Here is a 16,395-nt window from a genome sequence, read left to right as displayed (position 1 = left end):
CGACCTAGGCAATACCCCGCGCACTCAATTTTCCGAAACCCCACTTCGATCACCTGGGTTGCGTTTCAAGCGATCGGCATCCCTTCACACCCAACCCAGAGCAGGAGCATTTTCTTTATCGAAGGAAGTGATGTGTACAGCGAACTCCTGCGCTCCGACCAACGTGGATCGTTACTCTGCGATGTATTTCCGATGCTCCACCATCGCCAGATCAGATGATCTCGACAGCAATAGTCACCCGATCGGACCGATCCCGCATATAGCGAACTCTACTCCACATGGCGAAGACAAATATTGGCGCACCACGCCACGCATGCGTCTCCAATTCAGCCGTCATTTTTGAATGATGGATCCCAGTTGCGCAATCCAAGCGTCATCTAAACGTCTGCACCCCAGTGACCACCGGGTACACGACGGAGAACACCAGATTGAGAACCTTCTGCACTTCGGTGACCGGTGCGTTCGACACGTACAGCAGGTCCTTATTCTCCATGACGAAGCTCTGTAACGCGAAGAAGGAATTGGGGTCACGCAGATTGATCCGATAAATAACCGGCACCTTGCCTTCTGCCGTCGTACGCACTGGCGTTTTCGGCCAAGACAATGCATCCGCGCTCTCTAGCCGAAAAACAAAGACCCCTTGAGCGTCCGAACGCGAATCCTCCAGTCCACCGGAACGCGCGAGCGCCTGAGCCAGCGTGATGCCCTGCGTCTCGAAATCGACCTCCTGATTCTTGCCAGTAGCACCAAGCGACATAAAGCTATAGGGCTGGAACAACGCGGTAACTACGTCGCCAGCGCGCAGCGGAATGTTCTGACGCGGATCCCGGATCACCGTATCAAGCGGCATCGATACCACCTCGCTGCCGCGCGTAACCTGAATAGTTACTTTGCCGACAGGTTCCTTAACACCACCGGCAGTCGCTAGCGCGTCAAGAAGACGTTCGCCGCGCGCAGTCAGCTGCATCCGGGTGCTACTCGCCACGCTTCCGACAACCGTGACATACGATGTCTCGTTCCGGGAAAGCCTGACGAGCACTTGAGGATCGTGAGCCATGTTCTTGAGCCGGCCCGCGATATATTGCTGGAGTTGGGTGGTCGTCCGACCGGCTGCTTTCACGGCACCGATGAACGGAATGTTGACCTCACCGTTGCCATCGATCGTCTGATCGGGCAATACAGTCACACGCGCGTTGGCAACACTGCCCTTGGAATCGCCCTGTGCAGCGCCAAAAAGCGTCGCCGGTGGCGCCTCCCAGATCGATACCTCAATCATGTCGCCGATGCCCAACTGCTGTTGAAAGGCAGTCTTGCCGCCGAACACGGCGGAAAAATTCTCCTTGCCTCGCTCCGCATACAGCCGACGGGCAACGTCATCCGTCACATCGACAATCTGGATACCCAGCGCGTTGTCCTGCGCCGCGGCCGCCCGATCAATTTGTGCGCGGCTTGGACCGGACGCCGGAATACTGGAACAACCTACTAGCAAGGTCGCACAACCAACGAGCACAACCTGAAAAGCAGTGCGAGATAAACGCGGCATTTTTAAAGCTGACAATTTAGGTTTGGCGCGAATTATCGCACAATGTTAAATAGGCTTAAAAGAATCTGAGCGCTGCATACCAAATCTCGTCAGTCGACGTGGATCATTGGTGCCCGGCCAAACCTCAAAACCGCAGGTACGAAAACGTTTCCAGATCACACATTTCAACAACACATCCCTTAAGTCCCGGTAGATTGACGCAAATTTTTCAGCTAACATTTGCCCTCGTCCGCGTCAAATAATGCGTCGAGGCCTGCTCACTACCTGAGTCGACGCGCCGCCCGCATGATCCGCGGCGAAGTCAGACGGCACTCCAACCGGGGGGCACCTGACGTGGTCAGCGGCTACCGGAAACGTGAATTGCCGTCACTTTAGGGGATACCACGCTCGTCAACAAGGGGAACCACAAAATTTGATGCTGCCGTAGATCATTGACAGCCAGGAACGGCGATCGGCAGGCCGGGCAAGGCGCGAGTACTCCCGCCACTTCGAGGCCGAGTCCGAAGCATCAATTCCGGCACTACCACTCCATTTGTTGTACTAGTGATAAACATTTTCCTCGACGTATCCCGACTCCTGTCGCGCCTTTCTGATGGCCTGCTGCCAACCGGCGTCGATCGCGTCGGGCTCGCATACATCCAGCGATATGGAACTCACGCCCGTGCTGTCTTGAGCGAACGCGGAATCTCGGTCGTGCTGACGGAAAGAAATTCCCGACAGGCATTCGAGTTGCTGTCGCAATCGATCCGCGATCGCTGCGCAATTCGCAAGATTGTGGCTCGTGCTTGCGTGGATTCTTTGAGCAATCGTTACTTCGAACGAGGTGTTCTGCTCCACACAAGTCACAACGGCATGGAGCACCCGCGCTATTACCGCTCGATGAAGTGTCGAAACATTCGCACGGTTTTCATGGTGCATGATCTGATTCCGCTGACTCATCCTGAGTACTGCCGCCCTGGTGTCGATGGTGCGCATCGTCAACGTATCTACACAGCACTGCGGCATGCCGACGGCCTGATCACCAATTCGCAAGCGACGCTCGATTCACTCGGCATGGAAGCGAATCGTGCCGGATTACCGCTTCCTCCGAACGTAGTCGCACGCCTCGCGCCCGCGATTACGTCGCGAACGAGTGTGTCCGCTCCGCTGGATGCACCATATTTCGTGATGCTGGGCACCATTGAGCCGCGCAAGAATCACTGGTTCATGCTCCATATCTGGCGCCGGCTGGTGGAGCGGTTCGGCGCCTCTGCACCCAAGCTCGTCATTGTCGGTCGGCGTGGCTGGGAATGCGAGAATGTAGTCGATATGCTGGAGCGTTGCGCCAGTCTGGGCGACGCGGTCATCGAAGAATCCGACTGCAGCGACGAACGTTTGCGCGCCTGGCTTCAACACGCGCGCGCGCTACTATTTCCTTCCTTTGTTGAAGGGTATGGCATGCCACTCGCCGAAGCGCTAGCGCTGGGCGTACCAGTGCTAGCGAGCGATCTCGGGGTATTCCGTGAAGTCGCTGGCGATATTCCCGACTACCTCGACCCGCTCGACGGGCTCGGCTGGTTCGATCAAATCCACGCGTACACACAGGAGCAATGCCCGGCGCGTGACGAGCAATTGCGACGTATCAAGCGCTTCAGCGAACCAACGTGGGACGAACACTTCGGCCACGTCGACCGCTTTCTGGAAACATTGCGCTAGATGAGCGGCCCGACGATCACCTCTCCTCGCGCCATTGACGGCTCCCGACCTGATGGGCTGACAGCGGGCCGCAACAGCGCCGATGCGTTGCCCCGCCTGCTTCGGGCCGATCGATGGTCAGGTCCGATAATGCGGCAAATTGCACGTCGACTGTCGAGGAAGAATATCGATGCTGTCTGGCCGAGTTCCATCCTGCCGCGAAAGCGCGGCGAGGGGCCGATCCTGTCCTGGTTTTGCGTGCCACTCGCAACCCTTACTGCACGCGCCTGGATTGAATCTATTGACGCAGCACTTGAAGTGTCCGGCACCGACGCACTACCGGACGTTTCGGCGCAGATGCAAAGATTCATCCTCGCCTGCGCCCTCGATCCAGTCCACCGCATTCCTCGCTGCATTCCAGAACTGGGGCGAGCCACAGACAAGCAACGCGTGTTGCTAATTGACGAGCGCGCATCGGGCGGGCGCTTTGACGCCCCTCCCAAAGTACGACGCGCTAGCTTTCAACAAATGCTGGCAACAGCCGTCCGCGCGCACCCGGATGCTGAGTTCTGGCTTGCCCGGAGTTCGGCACCCGGCTGCGGGCCATGGTTATCGCGCACTTGCGAGCTACCCGCCGGCATACGACATTTTGATTCTTCTTATGCGCTCGGCGCATCACTACCTCACGTCGAGCATGTCTATACGGTCGCCGCGCCAGAAGGCTTACATGCCATGCTGTGCGACACGCCCGTCCATGTCTTCGGCACGCCGTACTATGCGGGCTGGGGAATGACCCACGATCACTGCACGCAGCCGGAACGCCGCTCACGCGCATCACTCGCGGCACTATTCCATGTCGTGTTCGTTCGCTTCGCTCGGCACATCGACCCGGCAACTCACGAGCTCGGCACACTCGATGCGCTGTTGGACTCCATCGCGCTTCAACGCGCGGTAACCACACGCTACGAAGACCTCCGACACGTTGTCGCGATTCGATTTCAATGGTGGAAGCGCCCGTTTGCAACGCCGTACCTGACTGCAGGCGGCGGCGATTTGCGTTGGGTCGGGAGCCCCAGCGAGCTATTGGCCGACGAGCACGCAGCACTCTGGGGGGCTCGCACTGCAGAAGGTCTGCCGGACGGAGTTCCGATGGTCCGTATCGAAGACGGCTTTCTCCATTCGACGGGCCTCGGATCGGACATGATTGCACCTCAGAGCCAGGTGATCGATCGGCGCGGCCTTTACTTTGACCCCGCCAGACCGAGCGATCTGACAGCACTGTTGAACGACGCGGATTTCCCGCCGTTCGAGTTGGCGCGCGCCGCCGCGCTACGTGCGGAAATCGTGAGTCTTGGACTGACCAAGTACAACCTCGGGCGCTGCGCGCCGACCTGGCGCGCACCAGCAAACAAATGCATCATCCTCGTCCCGGGCCAGGTCGCAGACGACGCGTCGATTCGCCTCGGCACTCGAGGAATCACCACCTCTGAAGCACTGCTACACGAAGTACGTGCACGTCGACCAGACGCTTTCATCGTGTATAAGCCGCATCCCGACGTCCTGTCAGGAAACCGCGTAGGTCTTGTTAACGCCACTCGCCTTGCGGACGCGGTCGACGTTGACTCAGATCTGATATCACTCATCGAAGTGGCTGACGAAGTCCATACGCTGTCATCACTGGCAGGTTTCGATGCGCTATTGCGAGGAAAATCCGTGTTCACTTACGGATTGCCGTTTTACGCCGGGTGGGGCCTAACGCATGACGCCCTTGAGCAACCATGGCGCAAACGCACCCTCTCGCTTGATATGCTGACCGCCGGTGCTCTTTTACGCTACCCGTTGTACTGGGATTGGACGCTTCGGCTCTACACCACACCCGAGGCAGTTGTCCGCCGCTTGGCAAAACCTGCGGGACGACCGCTTGGCAAGATTCAAGGCAACCCAATACGTCCGCTGTTCAAGATCGTTCGCTGGACCCGCAATGCGCTTCGCCACGCGGTCTGGCAAATCGAAACCAAACAGGGGCCGAAACGCAAAGAGTTTTAATTATTGAAAGTTGTTAAACAAAAACGTGACCAAAATAGCTAAAAATGGCACGTCCAACGGAAACAACGAGCCACCGAGGGCTCCATCACTAATGGCAACCATGACTATTTATCCGGTAATCCTGTGCGGCGGCAGCGGCACCCGCCTTTGGCCGATGTCGCGAGGCGGCTATCCGAAGCAATACCTGAAACTGACGGGCGACCAGACGCTCGTCCAGCAGACAGCCGTCCGACTTCAGCACATCCCGGGCGCCGCCGCCCCCATCGTCGTCACCAACAACGAACAGCGTTTCCTGGTCGCGGAACAACTCCGCCAGGTAAAAATCACCCCGTCGTCGATCGTGCTCGAGCCGGTAGGCCGCAACACCGCGCCCGCGATCGCGATCTCTGCGCTGCTCGCCCTGCACGAATCGCCTGACGCACTGCTGCTGGTGCTGCCGTCCGACCACGTCATCCTCAACGAGCCCGCATTCATCGCTGCGGCCACTGAGGCAGCCGCCATCGCAGCAGACCAGCATCTCGTCACGTTCGGCATCACGCCGACGGAAGCGCACACCGGTTTCGGCTATATCCGTCGCGGCCCGGCCGTCGCGGACGGCAAGCAGGTCTACAAAGTCGACGCATTCGTCGAAAAACCCGACGCGCCGACAGCCGAACGCTTCCTCAGCGATGGCAACTACTACTGGAACAGCGGCATGTTCATGCTGAAGGCGTCCACGTACATGGAGGAGTTGCATCGCCATGCACCGGAAATCGCCCGCCAGGCAGAACTCTCGTTCGAATCCGCCAAGCGGGACAACGACTTCGTCCGCCTCGACGCTGAAGTGTTTGCAGCCTGCCCGAACGTTTCGATCGACTACGCAGTCATGGAGAAGACCGAGCGCGCAGCCGTCGTCGCGGCGGCCGACCTCGGCTGGAACGACATCGGGTCGTGGAGCGCGCTTGCGGACATCGCGAAAGCCGACGATCAAGGCAACGCGCTCATCGGCGACATATTCACCGACGCGGTGAAGAACTCGTACATCCGTGCGGAACATCGGATGGTTGCGGCAATCGGCCTCGACGACATCGTGATCGTGGAAACCGCCGACGCCGTGCTGGTCGCGCATCGAGACAAGGCCCAGGACGTCAAGAAAATCGTCGAGTGGCTGAATGCCTCCGGTCGTCACGAGTCGGTCACGCATCGCCGCGTCGTCCGCCCGTGGGGTTCCTATGAGGGCATCGACCAGGGCGACCGCTTCCAGGTCAAGCGCATCATCGTGAACCCCGGCGCGCAGCTGAGCCTGCAGATGCACCACCATCGCGCCGAGCACTGGATCGTCGTGAAGGGCACGGCGATGGTCACGAACGGCGACAAGGAAATCATGCTGACCGAGAACCAGTCGACCTACATCCCGCTCGGCGCGACCCACCGGCTGACGAACCCCGGCAAGATCCCGCTCGAACTGATCGAAGTCCAGTCGGGCGCCTACCTCGGCGAGGACGATATCGTCCGCTTCGAAGACACCTACGGCCGCGCAGCGTCGTAAACACGGCGACTTCCGGGTCGTGCGCCGCAACTGGCGTCGATCCGATGCACCAAACGGGCAGCACGCACACGCGTCCTGCCCGTTTCTCATTACGTCAAGCAATGTCAGGCAGGTTGCCCGCCCCGCACAGGTCAGGTTATAAAAGCGCCACCCATCCGGTGCATGCGCCGCCCTTTCTACTCTTGACTTCGGAGAACGCATGATCGATCTCGCCACAGCCCAGCAATTCCTGATGACCCGCGGCCTCGACTTCGGCCTCAACCTCCTCGCCGCGATCGTATTGTGGTTCATCGGCCGCTGGGCGATCCGCATCGGCACGCGCCTGCTCGGCAAGGTCGTGCGCCGCAGCGGCAAGGTCGACCCGACGCTGACCGACTACCTGACCTCCGTCGTCGGCGTGCTGCTGACGATCCTGCTGATCCTCGCGATCCTGCAGATCTTCGGCGTGCAGACGACCTCGTTCGCCGCCCTGCTCGCCGGCCTCGGCCTCGCAATCGGCACCGCCTGGGGCGGCCTGCTCGCGCATTTCGCCGCAGGCGTGTTCATGCAGGTGCTGCGTCCGTTCAAGATCGGCGACGTGATCAACGCGGGCGGCGTCACGGGCACGGTCAAGGAGCTCGGCCTGTTCGGCACGACGATCATCACGCCGGACAACATCGTGACCATCGTCGGCAACAACAAGATCTTTTCGGACAACATCGCCAACTACAGCGCAACGTCGCATCGTCGCGTCGACCTGACCGCGAAGATCGCGAACGGCGTCGATGCGGTCGACGCGATCAACCGCCTGAAGGCGTCGATCCAGCAGATCCCGAACGTACTGACCAACCCGGCGCCGGACGTCGGCGTGCTGCAGTTCACGCCGGAAGGCCCGCTGCTGTTCGTGCGCCCGTCCACGGCACCCGAGAACTACTGGCAGGTGTACTGCGACACCAACCGCGTGATCCTCGACACGTTCCGCGACGCGCAATACCCGACGCCCGAAACCCCGTTCTCGCATCGCAACGCGTAACTGCGGCACCGGACGAAAAAAAAGCGCCCCGCAGGGCGCTTTTTTATTGTGCCGAAAAGGAAACGAAGCTCACCCGCTCAACGCCCCCCCGTCTTCTGCACATGATCCGACTGCCGCCCGCGCACGAGCTTCCACACCGCGCCGAGCGCGACCGGCACGATCGCCGCGCCGATCCCGACCAGCACGATCACGTTCAGGTACTGGCGGATGAACGGAATGTTGCCGAAGAAATAGCCGAGCAGCACGAGCAGCAGCACCCACACCAGCGCACCGATCACGTTGAAGAGCTGGAAGCGCGCGGCGCTCATCGACGACGCACCCGCAACGAACGGCGCGAACGTCCGCACGACCGGGATGAAGCGCGCGAGCACGATCGTCTTGCCGCCGTGCTTGTCGTAGAACGAGTGGGTCTTCTGCAGCGCGGCGCGATCGAGGAAGCGCTCGAGCACCGGGATATGCGTATTGAACACCTTCGGGCCAACCCAGCGGCCGATCATGTAGTTCACGGTGTTGCCGGCAATCGCCGCGACGAGCAGCAGCCCGATCAGCACACCGACGTTCATTTCCCCGGCCGCCGCGAACGCGCCGCCGATGAACAGCAAAGAATCGCCGGGCAGGAACGGGAACACGACGAGCCCCGTCTCGCAGAACACGATCAGGAACAGCACGAGATAGACCCATGCGCCGTATTGCCGGATGAAATCGCCGAGGAATGCGTCGATATGCAGGACAAGATTGACGAAATGAAGCAGCGTATCCAAATGCGATTCCTCGAAGGCGATGGGGCCGGAACGGCCGAAAAAGGCTGAAGCGCCCACCGGTCAAGGCGGCGCGTGTTACGGACCCATGATACCGAAACTACCTTAAGGCTCCGTGAAAAAACGTAACCGCCGGTCGCCCCGGCACGCATTCGCCGCCTCGCTATAATTCGGCCATGTCCGATATCACCGAAACGGCCGCGGGCGCCGCGCCCGCCCCCGCCCCGCGCCCGCTGCGCGCGATCCAGCCCCTGCCCGACCAGCTGATCAGCCAGATCGCCGCCGGCGAGGTCGTCGAACGCCCGGCGTCGGTCGTCAAGGAGCTGCTCGAGAACGCGATGGACGCCGGCGCCACGACGCTACGCATCGTGCTGGAAGAAGGCGGCGTCAAGCGCATCTCGATCACCGACGACGGCTGCGGGATTCCGCCGGACGAGCTCGCGCTCGCACTGATGCGCCATGCCACCAGCAAGATCCGCTCGCTCGAGGAGCTCGAGGCGGTGGCCACGCTCGGGTTCCGCGGCGAAGCGCTCGCGTCGATCGCGTCGGTCGCCGAGATGTCGATCACGAGCCGGACGGCCGATGCCGCGCATGCGATGAAGATCGACGCGCAGACGGGCGTGCTGTCACCCGCCGCCGGCGCGACCGGCACGACGATCGAGGTGCGCGAGCTGTACTTCAACACGCCCGCACGGCGCAAGTTCCTGAAGAGCGAGCAGACCGAGTTCGGCCACTGCCTGGAAATGATCCGCCGCGCGGCGCTCGCGCGGCCGGACGTCGCGATCTCGGTGCTGCACAACGGCAAGGCGGTCGAGCACTGGAATGCGACCGAGCCGGCACAGCGCGTCGCGAAGATCCTCGGCGACAGCTTCGCAACCGCGCACCTGCCGCTCGACGAGCAGGCCGGCCCGCTCGCGGTCTACGGCTGCGCCGGCCTGCCGACCGCGAGCCGCGGGCGCGCCGACCAGCAATACTTCTTCGTCAACGGCCGCTTCGTGCGCGACAAGCTGCTGACGCATGCGGTGCGCGCGGCCTACGAGGACGTGCTGCACGGCGACCGCTATCCGTCGTATGTGCTGTTCCTCGACCTGCCGCCCGAAGCCGTCGACGTGAACGTGCACCCGTCGAAGATCGAAGTGCGCTTCCGCGATTCGCGCTCGATCCACCAGTACGTGTTCCATGCGGTCCAGCGCGCGCTCGCGCGCCACGCGGGCGCGTCGCCGGAAACCACGGCGGGCGGCCATGCCGCGCAACTCTCGCCGGCACCCCGCGGGCCGGCTTCGTTCCTGGCTACGCCGCTTGGCCAGAGCCAGCAGGGCAATGCCATCGGCGGCAGCGGTTTCTCGCCGTCGTCGTCGCCCGCGTCATCAGGTAACACGTGGATGCGTCAGGCGCGGATGACCCAGGGCACGCTGCCCGTCGCGCAGCCGCTCGCGCTCTATGACGCGCTGTTCGGCCGCAAGGACACGGGCGCGGGCACACCGGACGGCACGACGATCATCGCCCGCGATTCGGCCGACGCGCCGAGCGCGCCGCTGCCGGGCTTCACCGCATCGCCGATCGCCGCCACCGCGCACGACGAGCAGCCGCTCGGCTTCGCGCTGGGCCAGATCCACGGCATTTACGTGCTCGCGCAAAACGCGCACGGCCTCGTGATCGTCGACATGCACGCGGCCCACGAGCGGATCCTGTACGAACAGTTCAAGAATGCGCTCGCCGACCGGACGGTCGCCGTGCAGGCACTGCTGCTGCCGATCTCGATGACGGCCACGCCGGTCGAGATCGGCACGGTCGAGGAAGAACGCGACACGCTCGAATCGCTCGGCTTCGACCTGGCGGTGCTGTCGCCGACGACGCTCGCGATCCGCGCGGTGCCGGCGCTGCTGAAGGATGCCGACCTGCAGTCGCTCGCGCGCGCGGTGCTCGCCGACCTGCATGCGTTCGGCGGCTCGCGCGTGCTCACCGAGCGTCAGCACGAGCTGCTGGGCACGCTCGCCTGCCATCACGCGGTACGCGCGAACCGGCGCCTGACGCTCGACGAGATGAACGCGCTGCTGCGGCAGATGGAGGCGACCGAACGCGCGGACCAGTGCAATCACGGCCGGCCGACGTGGTATCAGCTCACGCTGAACGATCTCGACCGCCTGTTCATGCGTGGCCAATGAGCGCTTCTCTGCAGTCCCCTCCGACGACGATCGCCTGCCTGCTCGGCCCCACCGCATCGGGCAAGACGGCCGCGGCGCTGGCGCTCGCCGCGCGCCGCCCGATCGAGATCGTCAGCGTCGATTCGGCGCTCGTCTATCGCGACATGGATATCGGCACCGCGAAGCCATCGCGCGAAGAACGCGCGAGCGTGCCGCATCACCTGATCGACATCATCGATCCGGCCGACGCGTATTCGGCCGCGAGTTTCCGCGCGGACACGCTGCGCCTGATCGGCGAGATCGCTGCCCGCGGTCGCACGCCGCTACTCGCGGGCGGCACGATGCTGTACTACAAGGCGTTGACGCAAGGGCTCAACGACCTGCCGGGCGCCGATCCGGACGTGCGCGCGGCACTCGATGCCGAAGCCGCGCGCGACGGTTGGCCCGCGCTGCACGCACGGCTCGCGCAAGTCGATCCCGACACGGCCGCGCGGCTCGCGCCGAACGATTCGCAACGGATCCAGCGGGCGCTCGAAGTGTTCATGCTGAGCGGGCAGCCGATGTCGGCGCTGCTCGCCGCGCCGCGGCGCACCGACGATGCGGCCGCCGCTTACCGCTTCGTGCCGGTCGCGCTCGAACCGTCGGATCGTGCGGTACTGCACGCACGGATCGCGCAGCGCTTCGATGCGATGCTCGACGCGGGCTTCATCGACGAAGTCGAGCGGCTGCGCCGTCGCGAAGACCTCCATCCCGACCTGCCGTCGATGCGCTGCGTCGGCTACCGGCAGGCATGGGAATTCCTCGACGGCGACACCGACTACCGGACGATGCGCGACAAGGGCATCTTCGCGACGCGCCAGCTCTGCAAGCGCCAGATCACCTGGCTGCGTGCGATGCCGGAGCGGATCGTCGTCGACTGCATCGCGCCCGATTCGACAGCCCGCGCACTCGACGCGCTCGAACGCGTGCTCGACGGCAGCACGCCGGGCTGACCGCGTCAGCCGCGCTCGCGCGCTGCCAGGCGCGCGCGGGCGCCATCGACGATCAACGCGACGCCACGCTCGAACGCTTCGTCGCCGCCGCGCGCGTGCAGCGCCGCCCAGCCCTTCGCGAGCAGCGGATACTCGGCCGCGTCCGGCAGCGGCGCATCGGCCTCGCCGCTGGGTTCCGCCTGCTCTTCCAGCACCCATCCGACCACGAAGCGGCCCAGCGCATACATCACGTCGACCGCCTCGTCCGGCGCGAATCCCGCGTCGCCGAGCAGCGCGACCTTGCGTTCGATCGAGCTGAAATGCAGCGCGCGCGGCCGCGTACCGGCATGCAGGCGCGCGCCGTCGCGATAGGCCAGCAGCGCGCGGCGGAAACTGCGTGCGTTGTCGAGAAGCCACGCATCCCACGCTTCGCCCGCTCGCGGCAGCGATGCATCGTGACGCTCGAGCATGATCGCCTCCGCCATCGCGTCGAGCAGTTCGGCCTTGTTCCGGAAATGCCAGTAAAGCGTCGGCGACTGCACGCCGAGCCGCTCGGCGAGCCGCCGGGTGGACAGCCCATCGATGCCGACGTCGTCGAGCAGTTCGAGCGCCGCGCGCAGTACGGTGTCGCGCGTCAGCCGCGCCCCAGTGTCCTTCATCTCTATCACCGATAGGGAAAGCTGTGGAATAATCACCACTCTATCACCGATAGAGTCACGCTCTTGAATCCGTCCCTGATTGCCATCCTGGCCACGGTCCTGCTCGACGCGATCGGCGTCGGGATCGTGATGCCGATCCTGCCCGGGTTGCTGCGCTCGCTGGCCGGCGCAGGCAGCACCGATACCCACTACGGGATCCTGCTCGCGCTGTACGCGTTCGCGCAGTTCCTGTGCGCACCGCTGCTCGGCGCGCTGAGCGACCGCTTCGGCCGCCGGCCCGTGCTGCTCGTGTCGCTTGCGGGCGCCGCGCTCGACTACCTGCTGATGGCGCTCGCGCCGACACTCGCCTGGCTTTACGTCGGCCGGCTGATCGCGGGCATCACGGGCGCGAACGTCGCGGTCGCGACTGCATACATGACCGACGTCACGATCGAACCCGATCGCGCCCGACGCTTCGGCCAGCTCGGCGCGATGATGGGCATCGGCTTCATCGCCGGCCCGTTGATCGGCGGCCTGCTCGGCGCGCTGCATGTGCGCGCGCCGTTCGTCGCGGCCGCCGTGCTCAACGCGCTCAATCTCGCGCTCGTCTGGCGCGCGCTGCCGGAATCGCGGCCGCGTTCGGCCCGCGAAGGCCATCCTGTCGGCGCACTCAACCCGTTCGCAAGCCTGCGCCGGCTGAGCGGCGCACCGGCGCTCGTGCCGCTGCTCGGCATTTACGTGGTCGTGGCGCTGGTGTCGCAGGCGCCCGCGACGCTGTGGATCCTGTACGGCCAGGAACATTTCGGCTGGTCGACGCCGGTCGCCGGGCTGTCGCTGGCGGGCTATGGCGCGTGTCATGCACTCGCGCAGGCATTCGCGATCGGGCCGCTGATCGCGCGGCTCGGCGAGCGCCGCGCGCTCGCGCTGGGCCTCGCGGGCGACGCGCTCGGGCTCGCGGCGATTGCGTTCGCGACCGCCGCGTGGGTGCCGTTCGCGCTGCTGCCACTGTTCGCGGCGGGCGGCATGACGCTGCCGGCACTGCAGGCGATGCTCGCGCGGCAGGTCGACGATGCGCGCCAGGGCGAACTGCAAGGCGCGCTCGCAAGCGTGGCGAGCCTGATCGGCGTCGCGGGGCCGCTGGTGGTCACGGCGACCTATGCGGCGACACGCGCGACGTGGCCGGGGCTCGTCTGGGCCGCGGCAGCGCTGCTTTATCTGCTTGTACCACCGCTGCTGGCCGGTGCACGCGCCTCGAACTCAGGCGCACCGCGCCCGTCGGCATGAAAAAAAGCCGCCCGGATCGACTCCGGGCGGCTTTCCTTGCTGGATCTGCTGCGGGCAGTGCGTCAGACCACGACCGTCTGCGCCTCGCCATCGCGAGTCGCGCGCACGGTGCCGATCTTCCACACCTGTTCGCCGGCGGCGGTCAGGTCGGCGATCGCTGCGTCGGCATCGGCCGCCGAAACGATCACGGCCATGCCGATCCCGCAGTTGAACACGCGGTGCATTTCCGCGTCGGCGACGCCGCCATGCTCCTGCAGCCACTTGAACAGCGGCGGCAGCGGCCATGCGTTCTGGTCGAGCTCGGCGGTAAGGCCTTCGCGCAGCACGCGCGGAATGTTCTCGACGAGACCGCCGCCCGTGATGTGCGCCATGCCCTTCACCGGCAGCTTCTGCATCAGCGCGAGCAGCGGCTTCACGTAGATGCGCGTGGGCGCCATCAGCGCGTCGGCCAGCGAGCGGCCATGGAAATCGGCCGACAGGTCGGGGTTCGCGCGCTCGATGATCTTGCGTACGAGCGAGAAGCCGTTCGAATGGATGCCGCTCGAGGCGAGGCCCAGCACCACGTCGCCTTCTGCGATCGTGCTGCCGTCGATGATCTTGCTCTTCTCGACCGCGCCGACTGCAAAGCCGGCCAGGTCGTATTCGCCGTCGGGGTACATGCCCGGCATTTCGGCCGTTTCACCGCCGATCAGCGCGCAGCCCGACAGTTCGCAACCCTGTGCGATGCCCTTGACGACGGTTGCAGCGGTGTCGACGTCGAGCTTGCCGCACGCGAAGTAGTCGAGGAAGAACAGCGGCTCGGCGCCCTGCACGAGGATGTCGTTCACGCTCATCGCGACGAGATCCTGGCCGACGGTGTCGTGTTTGTTCAGATGAAACGCCAGCTTGAGCTTGGTGCCCACGCCGTCGGTGCCCGACACGAGCACGGGCTCCTTGTACTTCTTCGGCACTTCGAACAGCGCGCCGAACCCGCCGATGCCGCCGAGCACGCCGTCGCGCAGGGTTTTCTTCGCAAAAGGCTTGATCTTGTCGATGAGCGCGTCGCCTGCGTCGATGTCGACGCCTGCGTCGCGATAGGACAGACCCTGAGCGTCAGGAGCGGATTTCGGAGGATTCATGGGGGAATGCGAGAAGGTCGGTAAAATGCGATTTTACCCGAAGCCGGCCGGTTGGCCGGAATTCCCAGCACCGAATCGTCAGGGATTGCATCTTGGTCAACACGTCCCCGTTTTCATCGCCGAGCAAACCGCGCCTAAACCGGCGTGGCGCCGTGCGTGCGGTCGCGCGTGAAGCCCGTGAAGACGCAGTCCCCGGTGCGTGCCCGGCGTATGGCACGCGTATTTTCAACCGACCCGCATTGTGACTGTTGTGTCCCGTCAACTGACGCTCGATCTCGGCACGCCGCCGCCCGCCACGTTCGACAACTTCATCATGAACGAGGAGAACGACGAGCTCATCTCGCGCCTGCAGAAGCTCGACCTCGCGCTCGCGGCGGGCCCCGTGCCGGATCGGTCGTTCTACATCTGGGGCGAGCCCGGCAGCGGCCGCACCCATCTGCTGCAGGCGCTCGTGAGCGACGCGTCGTACGGCTATGCGCGCTACCTGACGCCGCAGAGCCCGCTCGGCGCGTTCACGTTCGACCCGCGCATCGGCATCTACGCGATCGACGACTGCGACCGGATGAGCGACGCGCAGCAGGTCGCGCTGTTCAACCTGTTCAACGAAGTGCGCGCGCACCCGTCGAGCGCGTTCGTCGCGGCGGGCCCCGCGGCGCCGCTCGCGCTCGACGTGCGCGAGGATCTCCGCACGCGCCTCGGCTGGGGGCTCGTGTTCCACCTGTCGCCGCCGTCCGACGCCGGCAAGATCGCGGTGCTCAAGCTCGCGGCGAAGGAGCGCGGGATCGCGCTCACCGACGACATCGCCGCCTACCTGCTGACTCATTTCCGCCGCGACATGCCGAGCCTGATGGCGCTGCTCGACGCGCTCGACCGATTTTCGCTCGAGCAGAAACGCGCCGTCACGCTGCCGCTGCTGCGCCGCATGCTGGCGCGTCCCGGCGACGACATCACACCACCGGGCACGGGCCCGAACCGCTTCGAGTAAAATGCGCTTCCATGACTAATCTGGCACTCTTTGACCTCGATCACACGCTGATCCCGACCGATAGCGACCACGAATGGGGCCGCTTCATGGTGAAGCTCGGCATCGTCGACGCGGAAAGCTTCTCGCGTCAGAACGATCAGTTCTTCGCCGACTACAAGGCCGGCAAGCTCGACATTCACGCGTACCTCACGGCGATGCTCACGCCGCTCGCGAAGTATTCGCGCGCGCAACTCGCCGAATGGCATGAGCAGTACATGCACGAGGTGATCCGGCCCGCAATGACGCCTGCCGCGCTCGAGCTCGTGCGCAAGCACCTCGATGCAGGCGACCTGTGCTGCGTCGTGACGGCCACCAATGAATTCATCACGCGCCCGATCGCAACCGCGTTCGGCGTCGACACGCTGATCGCCTGCGAGGTCGAAACGACCGACGGGCATCCCGATTCGCCGTACACGGGCCGGCCGACCGGCACGCCGAGCTATCGCGAAGGCAAGATCGTGCGAACCGAAGCGTGGCTCGCGTCGCTCGGCAAACAATGGAGCGACTTCACGCACACCTACTTCTACAGCGACTCGCACAACGACATCCCGTTGCTCGAGAAAGTCACCGACCCGATCGCGACCAACCCTGACGACACGCTGCGTGCGCATGCAAGCACCCGCGGCTGGCGCATCCTCGATCTCTTCTGAACGTC

The 16,395-nt window shown here is 64.1% G+C and carries 13 protein-coding genes; 9 read left to right on the top strand and 4 right to left on the bottom strand.

Going from position 1 to position 16,395, the window contains the following annotated elements; all coding sequences use genetic code 11:
• Positions 1-373: 373 nt before the first annotated feature.
• The gene (locus tag B7G54_RS26730; protein WP_085041806.1) at positions 374-1,543 is read right to left on the bottom strand and encodes a polysaccharide biosynthesis/export family protein; all 1,170 of its coding nucleotides are present in this window, start codon (positions 1,541-1,543) and stop codon (positions 374-376) included.
• A 543-nt stretch (positions 1,544-2,086) separates the two neighbouring features.
• Between B7G54_RS26730 and B7G54_RS26725 the strand changes: the two genes are divergently transcribed.
• The 4 genes from B7G54_RS26725 to B7G54_RS26710 all read left to right on the top strand — a co-directional run bounded on the left by B7G54_RS26725 (position 2,087) and on the right by B7G54_RS26710 (position 7,803).
• On the top strand, positions 2,087-3,238 hold the full coding sequence (locus B7G54_RS26725; protein ID WP_085041805.1) for a glycosyltransferase family 4 protein: 1,152 nt from the start codon (positions 2,087-2,089) through the stop codon (positions 3,236-3,238).
• The gene (locus B7G54_RS26720) at positions 3,239-5,263 is read left to right on the top strand and encodes a capsular polysaccharide export protein, LipB/KpsS family (RefSeq protein ID WP_085041804.1); all 2,025 of its coding nucleotides are present in this window, start codon (positions 3,239-3,241) and stop codon (positions 5,261-5,263) included.
• Positions 5,264-5,363: 100 nt separating this feature from the next.
• On the top strand, positions 5,364-6,791 hold the full coding sequence (locus B7G54_RS26715) for a mannose-1-phosphate guanylyltransferase/mannose-6-phosphate isomerase (RefSeq protein WP_085041803.1): 1,428 nt from the start codon (positions 5,364-5,366) through the stop codon (positions 6,789-6,791).
• Between the two features lie 199 nt (positions 6,792-6,990).
• Positions 6,991-7,803 carry a mechanosensitive ion channel family protein gene (locus B7G54_RS26710; protein WP_085041802.1) on the top strand — a complete coding sequence of 271 codons (813 nt, stop codon included), beginning with the start codon at positions 6,991-6,993 and terminating at the stop codon, positions 7,801-7,803.
• A gap of 77 nt (positions 7,804-7,880) precedes the next feature.
• On the opposite strand, the gene B7G54_RS26705 is transcribed toward B7G54_RS26710, so the two are convergent.
• Positions 7,881-8,564 carry a DedA family protein gene (locus B7G54_RS26705; RefSeq protein WP_085041801.1) on the bottom strand — a complete coding sequence of 228 codons (684 nt, stop codon included), beginning with the start codon at positions 8,562-8,564 and terminating at the stop codon, positions 7,881-7,883.
• Positions 8,565-8,737: 173 nt separating this feature from the next.
• On the opposite strand from B7G54_RS26705, the gene mutL reads away from it, so the two are divergent.
• The gene (gene mutL / locus B7G54_RS26700; protein ID WP_085041800.1) at positions 8,738-10,726 is read left to right on the top strand and encodes a DNA mismatch repair endonuclease MutL; all 1,989 of its coding nucleotides are present in this window, start codon (positions 8,738-8,740) and stop codon (positions 10,724-10,726) included.
• A complete protein-coding gene (miaA, locus tag B7G54_RS26695) occupies positions 10,723-11,697 on the top strand; it encodes a tRNA (adenosine(37)-N6)-dimethylallyltransferase MiaA (protein WP_085041799.1) in 975 nt (324 codons plus the stop codon). Before mutL ends, miaA begins: the two co-directional genes overlap by 4 nt.
• A gap of 5 nt (positions 11,698-11,702) precedes the next feature.
• On the opposite strand, the gene tetR is transcribed toward miaA, so the two are convergent.
• Positions 11,703-12,335, bottom strand: coding sequence for a tetracycline resistance transcriptional repressor TetR (gene tetR / locus B7G54_RS26690; RefSeq protein ID WP_085041798.1), 633 nt, complete (start codon positions 12,333-12,335; stop codon positions 11,703-11,705).
• A gap of 63 nt (positions 12,336-12,398) precedes the next feature.
• Here tetR and tet point away from each other — a divergent pair, with 63 nt between their 5' ends.
• Complete coding sequence (tet, locus tag B7G54_RS26685; protein ID WP_085041797.1) at positions 12,399-13,598, top strand: Tet(A)/Tet(B)/Tet(C) family tetracycline efflux MFS transporter; 1,200 nt, start codon at positions 12,399-12,401, stop codon at positions 13,596-13,598.
• 62 nt (positions 13,599-13,660) lie between these two features.
• On the opposite strand, the gene purM is transcribed toward tet, so the two are convergent.
• Positions 13,661-14,716, bottom strand: a complete 1,056-nt coding sequence (gene purM, locus B7G54_RS26680; protein WP_085041796.1) for a phosphoribosylformylglycinamidine cyclo-ligase — start codon at positions 14,714-14,716, stop codon at positions 13,661-13,663.
• Between the two features lie 250 nt (positions 14,717-14,966).
• Between purM and hda the strand changes: the two genes are divergently transcribed.
• Both hda and B7G54_RS26670 read left to right on the top strand, forming a co-directional pair.
• Positions 14,967-15,701, top strand: coding sequence for a DnaA regulatory inactivator Hda (gene hda / locus B7G54_RS26675; RefSeq protein WP_034187176.1), 735 nt, complete (start codon positions 14,967-14,969; stop codon positions 15,699-15,701).
• 11 nt (positions 15,702-15,712) lie between these two features.
• Positions 15,713-16,390, top strand: coding sequence for a histidinol-phosphatase (locus B7G54_RS26670; protein WP_085041794.1), 678 nt, complete (start codon positions 15,713-15,715; stop codon positions 16,388-16,390).
• The last annotated feature ends 5 nt before the right edge of the window (positions 16,391-16,395 follow it).

Origin of the sequence: Burkholderia puraquae, assembly GCF_002099195.1 — a bacterium.
Taxonomy (GTDB): Bacteria; Pseudomonadota; Gammaproteobacteria; order Burkholderiales; family Burkholderiaceae; genus Burkholderia; species Burkholderia puraquae.
Note: the sequence above shows the minus strand (reverse complement) of the source record. Positions and strands in the feature narration are given on the sequence as shown.

Coding starts and splice junctions, on each gene's coding strand:
- B7G54_RS26710 (WP_085041802.1), top strand. CDS start 6,991: ATGATCGATCTCGCCACAGCCCAGCAATTCCTGATGACCCGCGGCCTC.
- mutL (WP_085041800.1), top strand. CDS start 8,738: ATGTCCGATATCACCGAAACGGCCGCGGGCGCCGCGCCCGCCCCCGCC.
- B7G54_RS26670 (WP_085041794.1), top strand. CDS start 15,713: ATGACTAATCTGGCACTCTTTGACCTCGATCACACGCTGATCCCGACC.
- miaA (WP_085041799.1), top strand. CDS start 10,723: ATGAGCGCTTCTCTGCAGTCCCCTCCGACGACGATCGCCTGCCTGCTC.
- B7G54_RS26715 (WP_085041803.1), top strand. CDS start 5,364: ATGACTATTTATCCGGTAATCCTGTGCGGCGGCAGCGGCACCCGCCTT.
- B7G54_RS26730 (WP_085041806.1), bottom strand. CDS start 1,543: ATGCCGCGTTTATCTCGCACTGCTTTTCAGGTTGTGCTCGTTGGTTGT.
- B7G54_RS26720 (WP_085041804.1), top strand. CDS start 3,239: ATGAGCGGCCCGACGATCACCTCTCCTCGCGCCATTGACGGCTCCCGA.
- tetR (WP_085041798.1), bottom strand. CDS start 12,335: ATGAAGGACACTGGGGCGCGGCTGACGCGCGACACCGTACTGCGCGCG.
- purM (WP_085041796.1), bottom strand. CDS start 14,716: ATGAATCCTCCGAAATCCGCTCCTGACGCTCAGGGTCTGTCCTATCGC.